This window comes from Bradyrhizobium sp. ORS 285 (genome assembly GCF_900176205.1).
Classification (GTDB): Bacteria; Pseudomonadota; Alphaproteobacteria; order Rhizobiales; family Xanthobacteraceae; genus Bradyrhizobium.
On record NZ_LT859959.1, the window covers coordinates 893,032 to 912,158 of the forward strand.

Annotated in this window: 13 protein-coding genes; 8 read left to right on the top strand and 5 right to left on the bottom strand. The window is 64.2% G+C overall.

Features of this window, described 5'->3' with window-relative positions:
• The first annotated feature begins 37 nt into the window (after positions 1–37).
• Positions 38–805, top strand: coding sequence for a hypothetical protein (locus BRAD285_RS03930; protein WP_006611675.1), 768 nt, complete (start codon positions 38–40; stop codon positions 803–805).
• A gap of 669 nt (positions 806–1,474) precedes the next feature.
• On the opposite strand, the gene BRAD285_RS03935 is transcribed toward BRAD285_RS03930, so the two are convergent.
• Both BRAD285_RS03935 and BRAD285_RS03940 read right to left on the bottom strand, forming a co-directional pair.
• Positions 1,475–2,125, bottom strand: coding sequence for a 7-cyano-7-deazaguanine synthase (locus BRAD285_RS03935; protein ID WP_244422183.1), 651 nt, complete (start codon positions 2,123–2,125; stop codon positions 1,475–1,477).
• Positions 2,068–3,261, bottom strand: a complete 1,194-nt coding sequence (locus BRAD285_RS03940; RefSeq protein ID WP_006611672.1) for a PfkB family carbohydrate kinase — start codon at positions 3,259–3,261, stop codon at positions 2,068–2,070. Before BRAD285_RS03940 ends, BRAD285_RS03935 begins: the two co-directional genes overlap by 58 nt.
• A gap of 636 nt (positions 3,262–3,897) precedes the next feature.
• On the opposite strand from BRAD285_RS03940, the gene BRAD285_RS03950 reads away from it, so the two are divergent.
• The 5 genes from BRAD285_RS03950 to BRAD285_RS03970 all read left to right on the top strand — a co-directional run bounded on the left by BRAD285_RS03950 (position 3,898) and on the right by BRAD285_RS03970 (position 12,451).
• Positions 3,898–4,542, top strand: coding sequence for a histidine phosphatase family protein (locus tag BRAD285_RS03950; RefSeq protein WP_006611671.1), 645 nt, complete (start codon positions 3,898–3,900; stop codon positions 4,540–4,542).
• Positions 4,543–4,666: 124 nt separating this feature from the next.
• Positions 4,667–5,647: a catalase family peroxidase gene (locus BRAD285_RS03955; protein WP_006611670.1), complete on the top strand. Its 981-nt coding sequence runs from the start codon at positions 4,667–4,669 to the stop codon at positions 5,645–5,647.
• Between the two features lie 820 nt (positions 5,648–6,467).
• A complete protein-coding gene (locus BRAD285_RS03960) occupies positions 6,468–8,015 on the top strand; it encodes an outer membrane protein (protein ID WP_050886830.1) in 1,548 nt (515 codons plus the stop codon).
• A 174-nt stretch (positions 8,016–8,189) separates the two neighbouring features.
• The gene (locus BRAD285_RS03965; RefSeq protein ID WP_006611668.1) at positions 8,190–11,018 is read left to right on the top strand and encodes a DUF3160 domain-containing protein; all 2,829 of its coding nucleotides are present in this window, start codon (positions 8,190–8,192) and stop codon (positions 11,016–11,018) included.
• The gene (locus BRAD285_RS03970; RefSeq protein WP_035646136.1) at positions 10,997–12,451 is read left to right on the top strand and encodes a CapA family protein; all 1,455 of its coding nucleotides are present in this window, start codon (positions 10,997–10,999) and stop codon (positions 12,449–12,451) included. The genes BRAD285_RS03965 and BRAD285_RS03970 overlap by 22 nt, the downstream gene beginning before the upstream one ends.
• A gap of 12 nt (positions 12,452–12,463) precedes the next feature.
• Here the strand turns inward: BRAD285_RS03970 and aroQ are convergent, their stop codons facing one another.
• Positions 12,464–12,919 carry a type II 3-dehydroquinate dehydratase gene (aroQ, locus tag BRAD285_RS03975; RefSeq protein ID WP_006611666.1) on the bottom strand — a complete coding sequence of 152 codons (456 nt, stop codon included), beginning with the start codon at positions 12,917–12,919 and terminating at the stop codon, positions 12,464–12,466.
• 244 nt (positions 12,920–13,163) lie between these two features.
• On the bottom strand, positions 13,164–15,356 hold the full coding sequence (locus BRAD285_RS03980; RefSeq protein WP_006611665.1) for a methyl-accepting chemotaxis protein: 2,193 nt from the start codon (positions 15,354–15,356) through the stop codon (positions 13,164–13,166).
• Positions 15,357–15,725: 369 nt separating this feature from the next.
• Between BRAD285_RS03980 and BRAD285_RS03985 the strand changes: the two genes are divergently transcribed.
• The gene (locus tag BRAD285_RS03985; protein ID WP_006611664.1) at positions 15,726–16,736 is read left to right on the top strand and encodes a helix-turn-helix domain-containing protein; all 1,011 of its coding nucleotides are present in this window, start codon (positions 15,726–15,728) and stop codon (positions 16,734–16,736) included.
• Positions 16,737–16,872: 136 nt separating this feature from the next.
• A complete protein-coding gene (gene adh, locus BRAD285_RS03990) occupies positions 16,873–18,390 on the top strand; it encodes an aldehyde dehydrogenase (protein ID WP_006611663.1) in 1,518 nt (505 codons plus the stop codon).
• 244 nt (positions 18,391–18,634) lie between these two features.
• Here adh and BRAD285_RS03995 read toward each other — a convergent pair whose 3' ends face one another.
• Positions 18,635–19,102: a molecular chaperone DnaJ gene (locus BRAD285_RS03995; RefSeq protein WP_035646134.1), complete on the bottom strand. Its 468-nt coding sequence runs from the start codon at positions 19,100–19,102 to the stop codon at positions 18,635–18,637.
• Positions 19,103–19,127 lie beyond the last annotated feature (25 nt).

The window sequence follows — 19,127 nt, forward strand, 5'->3', positions numbered from 1 at the left end:
TTTTCTTCTAGCGACCATACATGAATAATGCATAAGAATGCATAAGTTGACAACAATTACGTCGAGAACAGTGACGATGCAGACTATGTACGCTCTAGTCTCAGGGCAGACATTTCGGCGTGACATGCCGCCGGCTGGTGCAATTTTGAATTCCGGCATCTCCTGGGGCCGATTCGACGAACTCTTTACAGCCGCCTACTGGTGCGGTCAGGCGTGGCAGGCGGGTCTGCTTGGGTTGTATAAGCGGATTAACCTCGGCCGCTCACTTGCAGAAGAGACCGCAGCCTGTCTTCTTGGTGGTTACGGCATGCCGGCTGAGATTGGCTTGGCGGCGTTCGAGCGCTTACGATCGAATGGGCTCTTGACCGCAGGCAGTTCCGCGGAAGAGCTGGAGCGCTCTCTGTCTGAACCGTTTGAAATAAATGGGCATTGTTCGAGGTATCGATTCCCGCGTCAAAAAGCGAAATATTTGGCGGTTTGCTTAGATCAGGTCGAGAAGATAGATGAAACGGCTTTAGATGATGCCGGTCTAAGAAGCGCTCTGACAGGGCTGCCCGGCGTTGGTTATAAAACAGCATCATGGATCGTTCGAAATAGACGGAACTCCTCACGTGTAGCTGTACTTGACGTGCACATATTGAGAGCCGGGCGGCTTATGGGCCTATTCGAAGGAAGCCAGAGCCCTCAGCGCGACTATCTAGTGTTAGAAGCAAGATTTGTTGAGTTCGCAAAAGAAATCGATGTGCCTGCATGGTTGTTGGACGCAGTCATGTGGCAGCATATGCGATTACTCAGAAATGCCTAAATGGTGCGTCCTAGAACCGCGACGCCTACCCCCTCGAAGCGGTCATCCATGGCAAACAGCGCGTCACGAATCTCTGAGCCGCCAATTCCTGCCGGACAAAATGCCATTCGGAAAGCCGTTGCGCAGAGATGCAAAGTTTGCATTAGGGCGCCAGCATCGCGCCATATCAGAGTTCGAGCTGATGAGTACTGTGAGGAAGTGAGTAGTTGATCCGCGAGAAGGACTATGTAGTCGCTAGTCGCGTCCGGAAACATTCCCCTCAATTTTGTGTTCAGCGCTCGCAAAGGATCTAGTCGTGCAATCGTAAGTAACTGTAGCGAAGAGGTTGCTGGGTCAATCCGAAAGACACGATTTCTGAGCGATCCTGAAATCAAAAGTAAATCCAAAGGATGAAGCGCTCCTGCCGAATGGCTTGCTCCGCTGAATCGTGGGGGATTGTCCCCCCAAGTATATCTTCGTCCATGTGCGTACATAAGAAAATTGACTGTTTCCCGTAAGGGGGCTCGGGTAATGACCCTAACCGACTGCCGAGCTCTAATAACCCCAGCAAAATCGGCAGCAGGGGGCGGAGCGGGCCTAATCGCTTGCCAAATCCTCTGCACGGGCCACCTGGCTGGAACATAGATAAAAGGATCGGATCTCGGCTTTGGGTCCTCCTCTCGATCAAAATCAATAGGGAGCGACACCAAGCGCCTCCATAGTCCTGTAATGCTTTCGGCATCCGCCGCAGTCTCCACACGCATAATCGGATCGATGGCAGGAGTGCGACCATGCTAGGATCTCAATCGGCACTCTCGCGACCTGAGCTAGTTCAACCGCGTCCATCCCGATCGCTGGTGCTTCAAGACGTATCTTCCCCTCTTGCTGAAATAGAAGGTCGGCTAATCGATCAACAAACCCTTTTGTCCCGTCCGAATGATGCCCATCGGTTCGTAATGTCCCAATCATAAGATGATCGACGCCCAAGCCAATGGTTGCCATCGCTGCAATGGTGATCAATGCTTGGTTTCTGAATGGCCACCATTCGCGGACCGGAGCAAGTTCAATTGCTGGTCTTCCGGCCATGTCGCCGCTGCCGAATGGCGAAAGATCGACATTGATTGGTATGTGGCGGATAGCTAAATCGGCACAAACTGCAGCAGCAGCCCGCAGTTCAGCTGGAGCAGCCACTTGACCGTAGTCAATTGTAACTCCGATCGCCGGCCGCTTCCAAAATGCGATCGCAGTAGAGTCCATTCCTCCAGAAAGAAGAAGAGCCGATGTCATGGTCGCGCCGCCGCAGCCAGGATCGCTGTGGCGAAATCCGAGAAAATCATGCATCCCGAGCCTTCGATCATTTTCAGATCCTCCTCGGACACGATCTGGCTGAATCCGACAACTGGTTTTCCGAGTGCTCGCGCATAGCCGACCTCATACACTGTCCCACTATCCAGGCCATCCAGTATCGCGAACATTGATTGACATTCGACTATAGCCGCGATGTCGGCGGGAGCTATTTCTTCAGCGGGACCTGGACCGATTTCGTGGAAAGGCGAAAAAACCTTTAGTCCGGCCTCGGTTAAGCATCGTCGAGCTTCGTCGATCAGCCATCGCTGAGCCATCGTGAAAAATGGTCCTGCGAGATAAATCCGATCGCGGCTAGGTTTGAGCGCCTTTCTTCCATTGGACGCCAGTGCGTCGGCTGGCCTAATCGGCAGACTCCTATCCTCAACGTAGTCCGCCACCGCAAGCGACGATAAACGGGACGCCGCAATCGGATCGCAGCCGTGAACGCCCCAGAAAGCTGCAAAGGCTGCCGCGAAGACGTCTCCGCTTCCGATAGTGAAGCTGCTTTTGGTTTGGTACGCAGGGATAACTTCGTAACGCCCGCTCGTCATGACGAGCGCGCCTTCCAGTCCGGATTTCACTACGACAACTTCGGCCTTTGAACGCAATAACAATTCTTGAGCCGCGACAAGCGGGTCAGCAATGCCAGACAGCGATCTGACTTCATCAGAATTTGCCACAATCGCGAGTCGTTCTGCAACGCTGCCGTTTGCGTGAAAGTGCTCCGGGGCGAACGCAGATTGAGGATCGTAGACGCAGGTCTTTGCACGTACAACCGCAGTGCCTTCAAGCATTCCAAAGCGTAGGACAGTCTCGCCGTTGACTAAAATCGGAGCGCCTTGAGGGATCGTTCCGAACGGCGGTCTCAGGGTAGGTATTGAAAGTGGATGGATGTAATCGAATGACAATGTTCGAGGAATCTTAGTAGAGGAGAATTCAAAACCATAGAGTGTGGCTGTGGTGGAGAACTGGGGTGCGGCGTCGTCGGATGCGTATGACCAGAGCCGAACCTTATCAATAAGGCTAGTTACTGCTGTAGCGGCACGGCCGCCAGAACCAAAGATCATATTCCATTCGGGCCACTCGCAGCGTTCATAGTAGACGCCGCCGACAACGGCTAGTTCTGTCATTTTGGCTGTACCTGCACTTCGATTAGGCCGCCTGAGATCGAGAGCACGATCGCTTCGTACGCGTAGCCAGCCAGGATGCATTGAATAATTTGAGCCATCGACGCCGATGTAATTGATCCTAGCGTCGCTCCAGAATTCGTCTTTACAAGTAATCTTTTTGGTGGCCCGGCAGAATACTCGACTTCAAGAATATCGTTTGGGCGCAAAGTGGCCCTAACCGTGCGATCTGGCGAGTTAACGTTGGTTCGCTCGACAATATTGCATTCATTCGACCCGGCCGAGCCGCCGCCACCTCCTCCTTTTTTCTTTGGCGAGACAGGCTTGGCAGCAGGCCTCGGATCGCTGGAGGGTCCCCCACCACTCGACATCGGCTTCCTCCCTAATAATTCATCAATTAATCAGAGGAGGATGGCACAACGTTTCGGCGCAGCCAATACTGTTATGCACGTGCGCCGCAAGCGCTTGGCTAGGTAGTTCGGAGGTCAAAAAGGGTTCCTTATGAAGCAAATTCCGTTCGTCTACGCTCGCGAGACGGTCCTGTGATAAGCTTGGCTCGGCCGTTTCGGGGCAAGAGGCGCTTGCGACGTTTGGACAAACGGCAAGACGTCTCGCCCGCCAATCCCGGAGGGACCTGCCATGCTTCACATCAGATCGTTTCGTTTCTCGGTCCTCCCGGCAGCCGTGCTGGGCGCGGTGATGCTGCTGGCCGGTGCTGTCCGCGGTGAGCCGTTGCCGGCCGGGCTGGTCGAGCAGTTGCGGGCGGGGGGCCAGGTCATCGTGTTTCGCCATGGTGCGACGGTGGCGGCGGCGGCCAAGGTGGATTCGATGAGTCGGCCGAATGTTCCGGCGCAGCGGCAGCTCAATGATGAGGGCCGGGCACAGGCCAAGGCGATCGGCGAGGCGCTGCGCAAGCTGAAGATCCCGGTGGCCCAGGTGCTCACCAGCACGGTGCAGCGCGCCGTCGATACCGGCAGGCTGTTCGGCCTCGGCGAGGTCGCCACGACCGGGGATCTGGCCGAGAGCGGGCAGGAGAGCTCGGCCGAGGATAATGAGCGGCGCGCGCAGGCGCTGCGCAAGCTTGTGGCCACCGCGCCGCCGGCCGGCGGCAATGTCGTGCTGGTGTCGCACAAGCCGAACCTCGTCGATGCCTTCGGCGCCGGCTGGTCCGACGTGCGCGAGGGCGAGGCGTCGGTGTTCCAGCCGGACGGCAAGGGTGGCACCCGGCTCGTCGCCCGTGTCCCCGCGGCGGCATGGACGGAGCTGGCCGCGGAGGCCCATTGAGCGCAGTGGCGCGGCGCTGAGGCTGCCAACGGGGGCCGGCGTGGCGGTGGCCCGCGGCCACGAAAGTCGCTCTCGCGTCAATCGGGACTGCTATGCTGCATCGCCCCAACAGGAGATGCCGCCGATGATGACACGCCGACTCGCAGCTACGCTGGCCGGATTTGCGCTAGCCATGCCCACCATCGCCCTCGCGCAGGATGCGCCGATCGAGGAGCAGCTCGTCAATGCCATGAACAAGGTGTTCGGCGTCCATGCCGGCTTCCGCGCCAATCATGCCAAGGGCGTCGTGGTCGAAGGCAAGTTCAAGCCGTCGGCGGAGGCCGCAGGCCTGAGCAAGGCGGCTTTGTTCAGCGGCGGCGAGATTCCGGTGACGGTCCGGTTCTCGGACTCCACCGGCGTGCCGAACCTGCCCGACGGCTCCGACGACGCCAATCCGCACGGCATGGCGGTGAAGTTTCATCTCGCCGATGGCAGCGACGTGGACCTCGTGATCAACTCGCTGAAATTCTTCCCGGTGTCGACGGGTGCGGAGCTGCGCGATTTGTTCCTGGCGATCGCCGAGTCCGGGCCGACTGCGGCGAAGCCGACCAGGCTCGAGCAGTTCATCGGCAGCCATCCCTCGGTGCCGGCGGCGCTCGGCACCATCGCGACGCCCGACAGCTTCGCCGACGAGGCCTATTTCGGCGTCAACGCCTTCGTGCTCGTCAACAAGGCCGGCGGGAAGCAGGCCGTGCGCTGGCAGATGCTGCCGGAGAAGGTGGTGCATCTCGAGAAAGCCGACGCCGCGAAGCGCGCGCCGGACTATCTGATGGCCGAGCTGCCGGAGCGGCTGAAGCAGGGGCCGGTCTCCTTCCGCTTCAAGGCGCAGCTCGCGGCCGCCGGCGACGACACCAAGGACCCCGCGAAGCCGTGGCCGGAGGATCGCAAGCTCGTCGAGCTCGGCGTGCTGACGATCGACAAGGCGGTCGCCGACAGCGACGCCGCGCAGAAGAAGCTGTTATTCCTGCCGGGCCAGCTCACCGACGGCATCGAGGCGTCGGACGATCCGATGATCGACATCCGCAATGGCGCCTACGCGGTCTCGTTCTCCCGGCGCAATCCGTAAGTCCTGAAAGCAGCGCGCATGATGTGAGCGTCGTGCGCGCTGCTGCTGCTGGTTGCGGAGTGCGCTCGGCGCGATCGGCCGACGGACGCAATGTGATGGCATTGCGGCGGCCGTGCGAGCTTCGGTCGCGAGATCGATCGGCTCTCGCCACATTCGCTTCCATTGCGGCGCGGCTGCGCCATTCTTTGTCCTGATCGGTGGCGACGCGCGCCGGTATGATCATAGCAGCAGCGTTGCCGATGAGCGTCACCCGAGCCGTCGCGTGTCGCATCGAGGGCACATTGATCTCATCGCGACTGCGACACTTCATCTAACAACCAAGACGAGTAGTTCGCTCCGCGCCGCCGTCGCGGCTTCGCAGCCTGGTCGCGAAACAGCCTTTGGCAAAGGGGGCATCCGCATCTCTGGGTGACGCGCAGCGCGTTCATTCGTCGACGAACGATCCCGCCCTCTCCGCACTCTGCGACGTAATCATGTCCGCGATCGCCGGATTTTGCCTGAATTCTGCATCTTCGATGCAACACTCGAAACGGAAGTGTTAACGGCTGACCGCCGCGATCCGCATTCCGCAGCAATGACATTTTTCAATTCAGATCGCGACACAATCTGACCCTCCTGATGCGGCCGTCGTTGTTGCGGCACGTGTTCAGGAGTTATGAGTTCGATGCGTCGCGTATTTGGCGTGTGTCTTTGCCTATCGACTTTCGCAGGAAGTACGACATCGGTCTGGGCGACTGATCTCGCCCTGCCGCCCCCGCTCCCGCCGCCGGACGTCTTCGCCTACAGGTGGAGTGGCTGCCACGCCGGCGCCAACGCCGGGATGGCGTGGTCGCGTCAGCAGCAGAACTGGAGCCAGCTCGCCAATGCCGCGCCTGCGCCCGCGCAGCCTGCGCCACAGCCTGCGGGCAACGCCAACAACCCGCCGGTGGTGAAGCCGCCTGTGGTTGCAAATCCGGCGCCGAACCCGCCGCCGCCGAACAACCCGGGCGGGAACAATGGCGGATGGAAGCCGCCGCCTAAGCCACCGGGCAAGCCCCCGATCTGTGAGCGCAACGACAAGGGTTGGTGGCAGCCCGGCAAGCCCTCTCACGGCGACAAGGATCACGGCTGGCCGTACGACAAGCCGTCCTACAAGCATGGTCACGATGACGACCATCATTGGCCGCAGGTCGGATCGAAAGGTGGCGACAACAAGTCGTCCTGGCCGGCGCAGGCGTCGTACAAAAACGACAAGGACGACAACTACAAGAACGTCAAATACAGCGACAACTGGTTCGGCAAGCATCACGACGACGACCACGACAAGTCGGGCGGCTGGTCGCAGCTGCACTCCAACGGCTATTCCGACCGCTCGACCTGGCTGCATCAGGACAAGGACGACGACAAGAAGGGCGGCAGCTGGGGTGGCAAGAAGGATGATGCCGACAAGCCCGTCTCATATGGCTGGTCGAAGCAGCCGGCGAAGGGCGACAGCTACGCCTGGATGAAGCCGGATCACGACGACAAGAAGGGCGGCGGCTACGGCTGGGGCGGCAAGCCGAAGGACGACGACGACTATGGCAAGGGCGGCTATGGCGGCAAGCCCGACAAGGATCATTGGGAGCAGCACGGCAACAACGATCATCACGGCGGATGGCCGTATCATCCGGACAAGCCTGGCTGGCCGCCGAAGAACCCGCCGCCGAAGGATGGCGGGGGACAGAAGCCGCCGCCGCAGGGCAACAACAATCCGCCGGTGCAGAATCCGCCTGTCCAGAATCCGCCCGTGCAGAATCCGCCCGTGGTGGGTGGCGGCAATGTCGCGCCGCTGCCGGTCGCGGCCGTGCAGATCCCGACAGCCATCTCCAGCAATGGCAGCGACGTCGTCGGCGGCCTGCAGCTCGGGTGCGACTATGAGGTCGACCGTATCGTCGTCGGCATTCAGGCGATGGCCGATCTCGGCAACATCAACGTGACCAATCCGCTGGCGCCGGGGCTTTCGTTGAGCACGCGCACCAGCAACCTCTATACGGCCACGGTGCGCGCCGGCTATCTGGTGACGCCGGAGATCCTCGCTTATGTCCGCGGCGGCGCGGCGTGGACGCGCACCGGCGTCACCGTCACCAACACCGCCACCGGACAGTCCTCCACCGTTGCCTTCAACCGCAGCGGCTGGACGGTCGGCGCCGGCGTCGAGTGGATGTTCGCCCGCAACTGGTCGGCCTTCGCCGAATATGACTACGCCGATTTCGGCACCGCGACCGGCGTGCTGCCGGGCGGGGCTGCGATCACCGGCGGGCCGAACGTGGTCAGCCAGAAGACGCAGCTCCACACCGCGATGATCGGCGTGAATTACCGGTTCGAAATGCTGTCGCGCGGCGGACGCTGAGGGACGGATCGAACATCATCCTGTAAGGCAAGAGGCCGCCCGGTGATCCCGGGCGGCCTTTTTGTGTCGCGTGCGCCGTCTGGTATTGAACGTTTCGGCGGCGCGCAGGGACAAAAAGGTCCTATCGTCGAAGGCAACGTCGACGATGTCGCGTGCAGGACCACGGAGAACCGGATGAAGATCGTCTCACATGCGCTGCTGGCCGGCTGCGCGCTCCTGCTCGCGATCTCAGGCGCCCGCGCGCAGGCGCCGCTCGTGGACGAGGCGGCGGCGCCGAGCGAGCCGTATCAGGGTCCGTTCGCCTATGACGAGGAGCAGATCGTGGTGGCGCGGTCGCCGGCCGAGGCGGTGTCGTTCGATCTGCCGCCGGGCCTCGCCTTGCGCGACTATGAGGCGTCGCCGACCGGCACCGAAGTCGCCGTCATCGTCGAGGACGCGTCACGGCGCCAGCAGGTGGCGTTCTGGGCATTCGGCCGCGACGGCTTCTCCCGCCGCATCGATGTGCCCGCGCAGACCCGGCTCGCCTCGCTCACCTGGCACCCCCAGGGCAAGGCGGTGTTCCTGCTCGCGACCAGCGATCGCGGATCGCAGATCCTCAAGCTCGATGCCAAGGCGGCGAGCTTCACGGCGCAGACGGTGTATTCCAGCGCGGCGTCGTTGCGGCGGCTCGTCGTCGGGCCGCGGCCCTATGAGGTGAACGGCGAGAAGGCGCCGGTGCTGCGGCTGTTCTTCGGCGAGAAGCTTGCCAGCGGCGCCTATGCGCTGCGCACGGTCACCGAGACCGGCAAGGGTCTCTATACGGTGGTCGGGCCGCAGCGCGATGCCGGCAAGAAGGAGGACGAGGAGACGCCGAACACGACCATCGCGCCGTCGGCGCTGCCGCTGCAATTCCATCCCGCCGGCAATCAGCTGGTCTGGGAGGATGGCAAGAAGTGCCTGCACAAGCTGAGCTACGGTGTTGACAATTGGGGCAAGAGCGCGCCGTTCGGCCGCGACTGCGGCCATACGCTGACCTACACGCCGAACGGCATCGCCACGATCGACTGGCAGGCAGGGCAGCCCGGCATCCGCATCAAGGGCCTGATCGACGGCTCCGACCAGCCGGCGCTCGGCGACTACAAGCTCGACTCCGTGCCGTCGCAGATGCCGGACGGACGCGGCGTCATCGCACTGACGGCGAATGGTCCGACCAAGACCCTGCGCTATCTGCCGATCTCGGTGCCGCTCGCCGATGTCGCCAATGCCTGGATGTACATGGAGAGCGCGGCCGACCAGCAGGCCTTCCTGCGCGACCGCGGCCTGTTCCGCAAGCTGCCGGAGCTGGACCAGCTGTTCAAGCTCTACGACACCGAATCCTATCAATGCGGCGCGCCCGACACGCGGGTGCCGACGCGGCCTTATTTCGTCACCACCGATTTGTTCTGGGAATTGTACAGCGCCGCCTTCGACGGCCTGTTCATCATCCTCGAGCGCGAGCAGGCGGCGCCTGCCTTCGCGCGCTTCGTCGCCGCGGCCGATGCCGAGCTTGCCAGGCGCCATCCGGGCAGCCGCATGGCCAAGGCGTTCGCCGCGGCGCATGCCGTGCTCGAAGGCCGCAGCGAATCGAATGCGGAAGCGCGCCTGATCGTCGCAGCCAGCGGCTCCGCGCAGTCGCTGGCGCTGCAGGCGCCACTGGACTTCGCGCAGTTCAAGCCGCGCGGGCACTACACCACCGATGCGCAGAAGCACTATTTCGGCGCAGTGCGCTATCTCAGCGCGCTGCCGCTGTCGGCCGAGGACACCGCGATGCTGCGCGGTCTCGATGCGGCCGTGGCTAAGGCCGCGACCGATTGGATCGCCGTCTATCGGCCGTTCATCGCCTCGTCGCGGCTCGACCTCGTCTGGGGCGGCGCCGCCTCGACCATCGCCTCGCACCCGGATAACAGCGGCACGCGGCTGTTTCCGTTGTCCTGGGGCTGGGACAATGAGGCGCTCGACAATGTCGTCGATCATGCCGAGCGGCCGGACGCCGAGCGCATCACGTCCCGCGACGGCGGCTCGCGCCTGTTGCCGTCGGGCCTCGATTTCGCGGCCATCGCGGGCAACCGGCTGGCAGGCGAGCTGCTCAGCCGCGACATCGCCACCTATCCCAATCTCGGCAACCGCATCGCGGCCGTGCGGCAGCGCTTCGCGGCCGCCGGAGGCAAGTCGCGCAGCGGCCTGTACGATTCCTGGATCGCGGCGCTGGCCACGCAATGGGCCGACAGCACCACGTCGTCGGCCGTCGCGGGCCCGGTGTGGAACGCCAAGCGTCTGCAAACGGGTCTCGCCTCATGGGCGACGCTGCGCCACGCCACCGTGCTGGTCAACGACAAGACCGTCGCCGAATGCGGCGAGGGCGGTTTCGAGGCGATCGTGATGCAGCCGCCGCGTGGCTATGTCGAGCCAGATCCCGCAAGCTTCGCGGCGATCGCCGATCTGTTCGAGGCGACCATCGCGATGGTGCGGGACAGCCGGAGCCTCGCGGCCGATGCCGCGGCGAATGCACGGCTGCGCGACGGCATCATCCGGCGCCTGACCGAGTCGCGCGACACCATCCGCAAATATCAGGGGATCGCCGAGAAGGAGCTAAAGGGCGCGGCGCTCAGCGCCGAGGACTACAAGCTGATCCAATATGTCGGCCGCGCCGCCGAGCACAATTTCCTGATCTTCTCCAGCCTGTCGAACCCGCAATATGCATTGTCCAACCCAGATCCGATGATGAAGGTGGTCGACGTCGCCGATGCGCCCTCGGGAACGCGCGAGCTCGGCGTCGGCCGGCCGCTGGAATGGGACCAGATCGTGCCGCACAACGGCCGCGCGCAGATCGTCAAGGGCGGTGTCTATTCCTACTACGAGTTTGCCTCGCCGCAGCCGATCGATGATGCCCAGTGGCGCAAGATGGTCGATGCGCAGCCGCGGCCGGACTGGGTGTCGCGGCATCTCTCGGCGAACGTGCTGTCGTGTCCGGCGCGTCAGCCGTGATGCGGAGCGTGCTGGCGCTGCTGCTCACGCTGTCCGGCGTGGTAGCGGCAGAGGCGGCGGAGCCTGACGCGGCGCGGCTGCTGTTCACCGGCGACATCATGTTGTCGCGGCAGGTGGCGCGGGAGATCGACGCCCGCCGCGGCCTGTCGCCCTGGCATGGCCTGCGCGACGTGCTCCGGCGCGCCGATGTCGTGGTCGGCAATTTTGAGGGCACGGTTGGCGCGAGTGAGGCGTGTGATGCGCCGAAGGAGCTGTGCTTCGCGGTCGAGCCGCAGTTGGTGCCGCTGCTCAAGGATGCCGGCTTCACGGCGCTCGGCATCGCCAATAATCATTCCGGCGATCTCGGCGCCGCCGGGCGCAAGGCGACGCGCGAGGCGCTGCAGGCGGCCGGGCTCGGCGCCATCGGCTCGGCGGAGTCTCCGGCGTTCGTGAAGGTCCGCGGTCGCACGCTGGCGCTGATCAGCCTCAATCTCGTGCCGGGCCGCGACGGCCAGATGGATCGGATCCCGTCCTGGCAGGCGGCGCAGAAGCTGCGGCTGGCGCGCGCGCTGGCGGATTGGGTGATCGTCTCGGTGCATTGGGGCAAGGAGCTCGCCGACTGGGTCGTGCCCGAGCAGGAGGCGGCTGCGACATGGCTGGTCGCGCAAGGTGCCGACCTCATCACCGGCGCGCATCCGCATGTGGTGCAGCCGCCCGCCTGCGTCGACGGCAAGCCGGTGTTCTACTCGCTCGGCAATCACGTGTTCGATCAGAAATATCCGCAGACCAAGCGCGGCCTGATCGCGGATTGCGAGATCAAGGACGATCGGTTGATCTGCAGCGGCCTGCCGACCAGGACCCCTGATGGCTCGGCCTATCCCGCCTGGACGGCGGAGCAGGACCAGCCGCAGGCAACCCTCGCGCAATGCTCCGTCAAGCCGAGTGCGCCGTTGCGCGTGGCGGGCCAAGCCATCAGTCCCTGGATCCGCGACGGCGAGATCGCCTCGGACCGTCTCGTGCTCGAAGGTCGCGCCGAGGCGAGCCGCTGGCGCACGCCGCCGCGTGCCCTGCTGTCAGCAGAAGCGGGGCGTCTCGTTGCCGACCAGCCGCCGCTGCTGTTCACGCTGGAGCGTCATGCCTCGCCGATCGACGGCGAGGACGGCCCGCGTCCCTATGTCTATGAGGTCACGCCGCATGGCCTGGTGGCGAAGTGGCGTGGCTCGGCGCTGGCCTGGCCGCTGCTCGATGCGGTGCTGATCGCCGATGCTGCCGGGCAGTCCTATCTCTGCGCCCTGCATCGCGGCGATTCCTTCATCATGCTGGACACGGCGACGCCATCAGCGACGCGAACGCAGGTCTATGCCTGGAACGGCTTCGGCTTCACCGGCGTGAGCGATGACACGCTCGCCGCGCGTTGCGCAGGGCGTTTCGACCCTCGGCGGCTGAGCGAATAGTTCGACGGCGCGTCACGCGCCGGCTTTGCCGTCGTCGAGCAGCTTGGCCACGCGCCGGAGCGCGAGCTGATAGCCCTGGGTGCCGAAGCCGGCGATGACGCCGTCGGCGCGCTTGGAGACGAACGAGTGGTGGCGGAATTCCTCGCGCTTGTGCACGTTGGAAATGTGCACCTCGATGACCGCACCATCGAACGTGTTCAGCGCGTCGAGGATCGCGACCGATGTGTGGGTGAACGCGGCAGGATTGATGACGATGGCGGCGGCGATCTCGCGCGCCTCGTGAATCCAGTCGATCAGCTCATATTCCCGGTTCGACTGATGGAAGCGGATCTCCAGTCCGAGCTCGGTTGCGAGCGCCCGGCAGTCCCGCTCCACATCGGCCAGCGTCTCATGGCCGTAGATCTCAGGCTGGCGCTTGCCCAGCAGGTTCAGGTTGGGGCCATTGAGAACGTAGACGAGGCGGCTCATGCGAGAACTCCAATCGGCGATGCGCAGGACCTTTGCCGCCTGCAGCTTAAGGGCGGGTTTCGGATTGCGCGATCGCGCTGGGGCGGACAATCGCACCAAATGGGGGCCGTCTGCCAGCATCTTTCGGGGGCAGGGGATAGGTCGTCCACCTCTGGGTGTCTCCCGAACGCATGAGCCCCGCCGATGGGCGGGGCTCTGGTTAGGCTCCGGTCAGAGAGTCTGGTCGTCCGCCGGGCGCGATGGCTCAGCTGGCGCGGACGGAGCCGAGGAACTTGCTCACCTCGTCCTTGAGCCGGCCGCTGTCCCGCGATAGCAGCTTCGCGGCCGACAGCACCTCCGACGAGGCGGTGCCGGTCTGCGTCGCGCCACGTTGCACATCGGTGATGTTCGACGAGACCTGCTGCGTGCCCTGGGCGGCCTGCTGCACGTTGCGGGAGATTTCCTGGGTCGCGGCGCCCTGTTCCTCGACCGCGGCGGCGATCGTCGCGGAAATCTCCGACAGCCGCTCGATCGTGTCACTGATCTCGCGGATGGCGGCGACCGATTCCTGCGTCGCGGTCTGAATACCGGCGATCTGCTGGCCGATGTCGCCGGTCGCCTTCGCCGTCTGCTCGGCCAGCGCCTTGACCTCGGTCGCGACCACGGCGAAGCCGCGTCCGGCGTCGCCGGCGCGGGCCGCCTCGATCGTCGCGTTGAGCGCGAGCAGATTGGTCTGGCCGGCGATGCTGTTGATCAGCTCGACGACGTCGCCGATCCGCGCCGCGGCCTTGGAGAGCTCGCCGACGCGGCCCGTGGTGCTCCGCGCCTGGGTCACCGCCTCATTCGCCATCTGCGCGGATTGCTGCACCCGGCGGCTGATCTCGGTGACCGACGACGCCATCTCCTCGGTCGCCGACGCCACCGATTGCACGTTGGTCGACGCCTGCTCCGAGGCGACGGCGACGGTCGTGGCGAGCTTCTCGGCCTGGTCCGCGGTCGTTGTCAGCGTGACCGCCGACGTCTCGAGCGTGCGCGAGGCGGTCGAGACCGTCTCGACGATGCCGCCCACCGAGGCCTCGAACTGGTCCGCCATCACGTTCATGGCTCGCCGGCGCTCCGCATCCGCGGCCGCCTGATCCTCCGCACGCTGGGCGATGCTGCGCTTGAGGTCGCCCTGCATCGCCTTCAGCGATGTCGCGAGCGCGCCGACCTCGTCGGCCTGCTCGATCGTCAGGCTCTGGTTGAAATCGCCCTTCGCGATGCCGTCGGCGAAGACAGCGCAATCCTGGATCGGACGGGCGATGCTGCGCGCCGCCACGGCGATCAGGAAGATCGCGAGCGCGGTGATTGCGACGCCGACGCCGAGCTGCCAGATCGTGTTGGTGGTCGAGCGGCCGCTCAGCGACGCGTCGAGCTGCTCCGCCGCGGCCAGCACGACATGGCGTGGGATCGAGATCACGACCGACCACGGCGTGTCGGTAAGGCCGAGGCGGATGGGCGCGTAGATGTCGATGTTGGCGACGTTGGGATCGTCCTGAACCGTTCCCTTGCCGCTGCGGACGATGGCGGTGCTGTCGGTCCAGCGCGGATCGGCGGATGTCGCGGCCTTGCCGATGACGTCGTGATCGGCGCTGTCGGCGACGACCAGGCCGGTGTCGTTGAGGATCACGACCTTGCCCTTGCCGCCGAACAGCGAGGCGTTCATCTTGGTCGCGAGCGTCTGGACGAAGTCGAGATTGTAGTCGGCACCAGCGAGGCCACGGAATTTGCCGTCGATCATCACTGGCACGGACATCGTGGCCAGGAACACCGGCTTGCCCTGGACGATGTAGGGCAGCGGCCCGAGGATGTTCTCCTTACCCGTGCTGCTCGGGTTGATGTACCAGGCGCCCTTCACGAGACCGTTTGGATGACGCTCGCTGCTGTCATATTCGACCAGCGGCTGGACCGCGATCGCGCCGCCGGCGCTGCGCGTCCAGTAGGGCAGGAAGCGGCCGGTCTGATCGGAGCCGGCCTCCTTGCGTCCCTTGAAGGCCGCGTCATTGCTGTCGAGCGCGCCGGGCTCCCAGGCGGAGTAGGTGCCGTTGAACGCCGGATTGAGCTCCAGCACGCGCCGCAGGACGGCGTTGAGCTGGGTGCGGCGCGAGGCCACGTCGATGCCGTTCTTGTCGTCCGCCAGCACCGCGAAGGAATGCGCCATGGTGCGGGCGGCATCGAAGCCGACCTCCAGCTCGGCCTTGATGACGTTGGCCTCGGCGGCCGCCCGGTTCATCAGGCTTTCCTTGGTCTGGTGGTCGACCAGCTGCATCACCTCACGGTTGACGAACTGATTCATGCTCTGTGTCGAGAACAGGCCGTAGCCGATCAGGACGATGCAGGTGAGGACGAGGCAGACGCCCGCGATCAGGGCGATCTTGGTCTGGATGGAGCGGATGGCCGCAAAGGATGTCAGTCGCATGGTTCTCTCTCTCGATGTCCGTCGCGCGACCGAAGTCTCGGCGCGTGCGTTGGGCGCATGCGGGAACCATGGGGAACCGGGATTAACGCGTTTTGAGGAATGGCGCACACAGACTGGCCCGCCCTTCGTTTCGCGCCCACTTGTGTCGCAGCCTTGCGACACCCGGTAATTGTCCGGAAACGCGGAGATTGCCGCTGGCTTCGCGATACACGCAAACGGGGTGGCCGCTGCTCCATGCGTCTTGCGGCGAATCGTTCGCGAGACTGGCCTGCGGCGTCTTGCTTGACCTCTGTCAAACAGCGGTGCTGTATTTGGCCTAACATGACGTCAAAGAAGACTGCGGCTGGGGAGAAGGCCAGGAGGAGTGACATGCGGCGCTCGCCCGGGAGTGCGCATTCCGATCGCGTGCTGGATGTTGTCGCCAAAGGCGACCCCAATGGCGATCACAAGAGCGATCTCAAGGACGATGCCACTGCCAGCCCTGCCGTCTCGGCGCTGGCGGCCTCATGGCGCCGCTCCGGCCATCTCCACGCGCTCGATCCTGCGACCCATGCACCGTCCCGCCGTCTGACGGCTACCGAGATCACTGTGGCGCGCGAGCGCCTGGGGCGGCTGCTCGCGATCGCGCAAGCGAGCCTCGACCGGCTGTTTCTCGCCGTCGGCGGCGTCGGCTGCTCGGTGCTCTTGGCCGATGCCGAGGGCACTGTGCTCGACCGGCGCGGGGCCCGCGGGGACGATTCGACATTCGAGGCCTGGGGATTGTGGACCGGGGCTGTGTGGAGCGAGCGGCACGAGGGCACCAACGCGATCGGCACCTGTCTGGTCGAGAAGCGGCCGCTGACCATCGATCGCGGCCAGCACTACCTCACCCGCAATTCCCGGCTGTTCTGCACCACCGCGCCGATTTTCGACGAGCATGGCCAGCTCAGGGCGGCACTGGACGTGTCGTCATGCCGGACGGATCTCACCGAAGGTTTTGGCCGCCTGATCGCGACCACGGTGGCCGATGCCGCGCGCCTGATCGAGGCCGAGAACTTCCGCCAGGCGTTTCCACAGGCGCGCATCGTGCTGACGCCGGAGAGCGAGCGCGAGATCAACTCGCTGCTGGCGGTGGACAGCAACGATCTCGTGGTCGGTGCCACGCGCGCGGCGCGTCGGGCGCTGGGCTTGTCTCCGTCGGCGCTGGCGCGCCCGGTGCCGGCAAGCGACCTCATCAAGGGCGGGCACAGCCAGGGCGATGATATCGATGCCGCCGAGCGCGCCGTGCTGAAGCGCGCGCTTGCGCGCGCCGGCGGCAATATCTCGAAGGCCGCCAAGGAACTCGACATGTCCCGCGCCACCCTGCACCGGAAGATGAAGCGGCTCGGGCTGGAGCGCTGAGCGCGACTTCGCAAGTCGAGTTGTCGCAGAACTGCGACACTTCCGGCGACGCACCGCTGCCGGCCACTGGTCTCATGCACACGTTTGACCGACGCTCTCCTCAACGCCGTGTGCATCGGCGTGATGGGAGAGACAAATGACCAAGGTTGACGTCCATGCGGCGCTCAAGCCGCCTTTCGCTGCGCGTTACGACAACTTCATCGGTGGCGCCTGGAAGGCCCCGAACGCGGGCAAATATTTCGACAACATCTCGCCGATCACCGGCCAGCCGGTGTGCCAGATCGCGCGCTCCGATGCGTCCGACATCGAGGCCGCACTCGATGCGGCGCATGCCGCCAAGGATGGCTGGGCGCGCACCAGCGTCACCGAGCGGGCGCTGGTCCTCAACAAGATCGCCGATCGCATGGAGGCCAATCTCGCCAAGCTGGCGCTCGCCGAGACCTGGGACAATGGCAAGCCGATCCGCGAGACCACCGCCGCCGACATCCCGCTCGCGATCGATCATTTCCGCTACTTTGCCGGCGTGATCCGCGCCCAGGAAGGCTCGATCGCCGAGATCGATCACGACACCATCGCCTATCACTTCCACGAGCCGCTCGGCGTCGTCGGCCAGATCATTCCCTGGAACTTCCCGATCCTGATGGCGGCGTGGAAGCTCGCGCCCGCGCTCGCGGCCGGCAACTGCGTCGTGATGAAGCCGGCGGAGCAGACCCCGGCCTCGATCATGGTCTGGATGGAGCTGATCGGCGACTTGCTTCCGGCCGGCGTGCTCAACGTCGTCAACGGCTTCGGCCTCGAGGCCGGCAAGCCGCTGGCCTCATCGCCGCGCATCGCCAAGATCGCCTTCACCGGCGAGACCTCGACGGGCCGGCTGATCATGCAATACGCCTCGCAGAACCTGATCCCGGTAACGCTCGAGCTCGGCGGCAAGTCGCCGAACATCTTCTTCAAGGATGTCTGCGCCGAGGATGACGACTTCCTCGACAAGGCGATCGAAGGCTTCGTGATGTTCGCGCTCAACCAGGGCGAGGTCTGCACTTGCCCGAGCCGTGCGCTCATTCATGAATCGATCTACGAACGCTTCATGGAGCGCGCCTTGAAGCGCGTCGGCGCGATCGTGCAGGGCAGCCCGCTCGATCCGGCCACCATGATCGGCGCGCAGGCCTCGTCCGAGCAGCTCAACAAGATCCTGTCCTACATCGACATCGGCAGGAACGAGGGCGCGCAGCTGCTGATCGGCGGCGAGCGGAACGTGCTCGGCGGCGACCTCGCCGGTGGCTACTATGTCAAGCCGACGGTGTTCAAGGGCCACAACAAGATGCGCGTGTTCCAGGAGGAGATCTTCGGGCCCGTCGTCTCGGTCACGACCTTCAAGACCGAGGAGGAGGCCTTGGCGATCGCCAACGACACGCTTTACGGCCTGGGCGCTGGCGTGTGGAGCCGCGACGCCAACACTTGCTACCGCTTCGGTCGCGCGATCCAGGCCGGACGCGTCTGGACCAACTGCTATCACGCCTATCCGGCGCACGCAGCGTTCGGCGGCTACAAGCAGTCGGGCGTCGGACGCGAGACCCACAAGGTGATGCTGGACCACTATCAGCAGACCAAGAACATGCTGGTCAGCTATAGCCCGAAGAAGCTCGGCTTCTTCTAAAGGCTGAGAGCGGGCCGGTCGGGCATCCTCGCCCCGATCGGCCGGTGCGCCGGCCCATGTCAATGGGACGCTATCGCATTCGACGAGCGCAGTTTTGTGCTCGTCTGTGCCTACGTCGTCATGCCCGGGACAAGCCCGGGCATGACGGAGTAACTAACGGGCAGGATCGTTCGCTGGAACAGATCTGCATTTCCAAATGCGATCGCCCTGCATGTTGATCGGGCGCGTTTTGGCTTTCGACCCGTTAGTTCAGTTGCGCCAGCAGAGCCTCGCGTGCTTCGGAAATGCGCCGGTAGAGCTCGTTGCTGCCGCCGGCATCGGGATGCGCTGATTTGGCGAGCCTCCGGAAGCCCGCGTTGATCTCCGTCGCCGTCAGGCGGCCCTGCAACGGCAGCTCGAGCAGCGCGCGATGGGCCTCGTCATCCTCGTCCCGCGTGAACAGATCCAGCAGCGCGCGCCGTGCCGCCCGCGCCGCGATACGCAAGCCGTCCTGATCCTCGCGCCAGCGCTGCTGCGACATCACCAGGCAGGCGCCGAATGCAATGCGGCCCTCGGCTTCCAGCGCGTCGAGGCTGAACGGACCGACGACCTCATAGGGCGGCGCGAGCGAGACGAGCCGTCCCGTCGCGCCATCGCTGACGGGGCCAAGCCGGACCGTATCGACGATCCCCATCGACCCGTTCCAGATCACCCAGTCCACGGCACTCGTCATGCGGCCACTCGTCTTCATGCAGCGT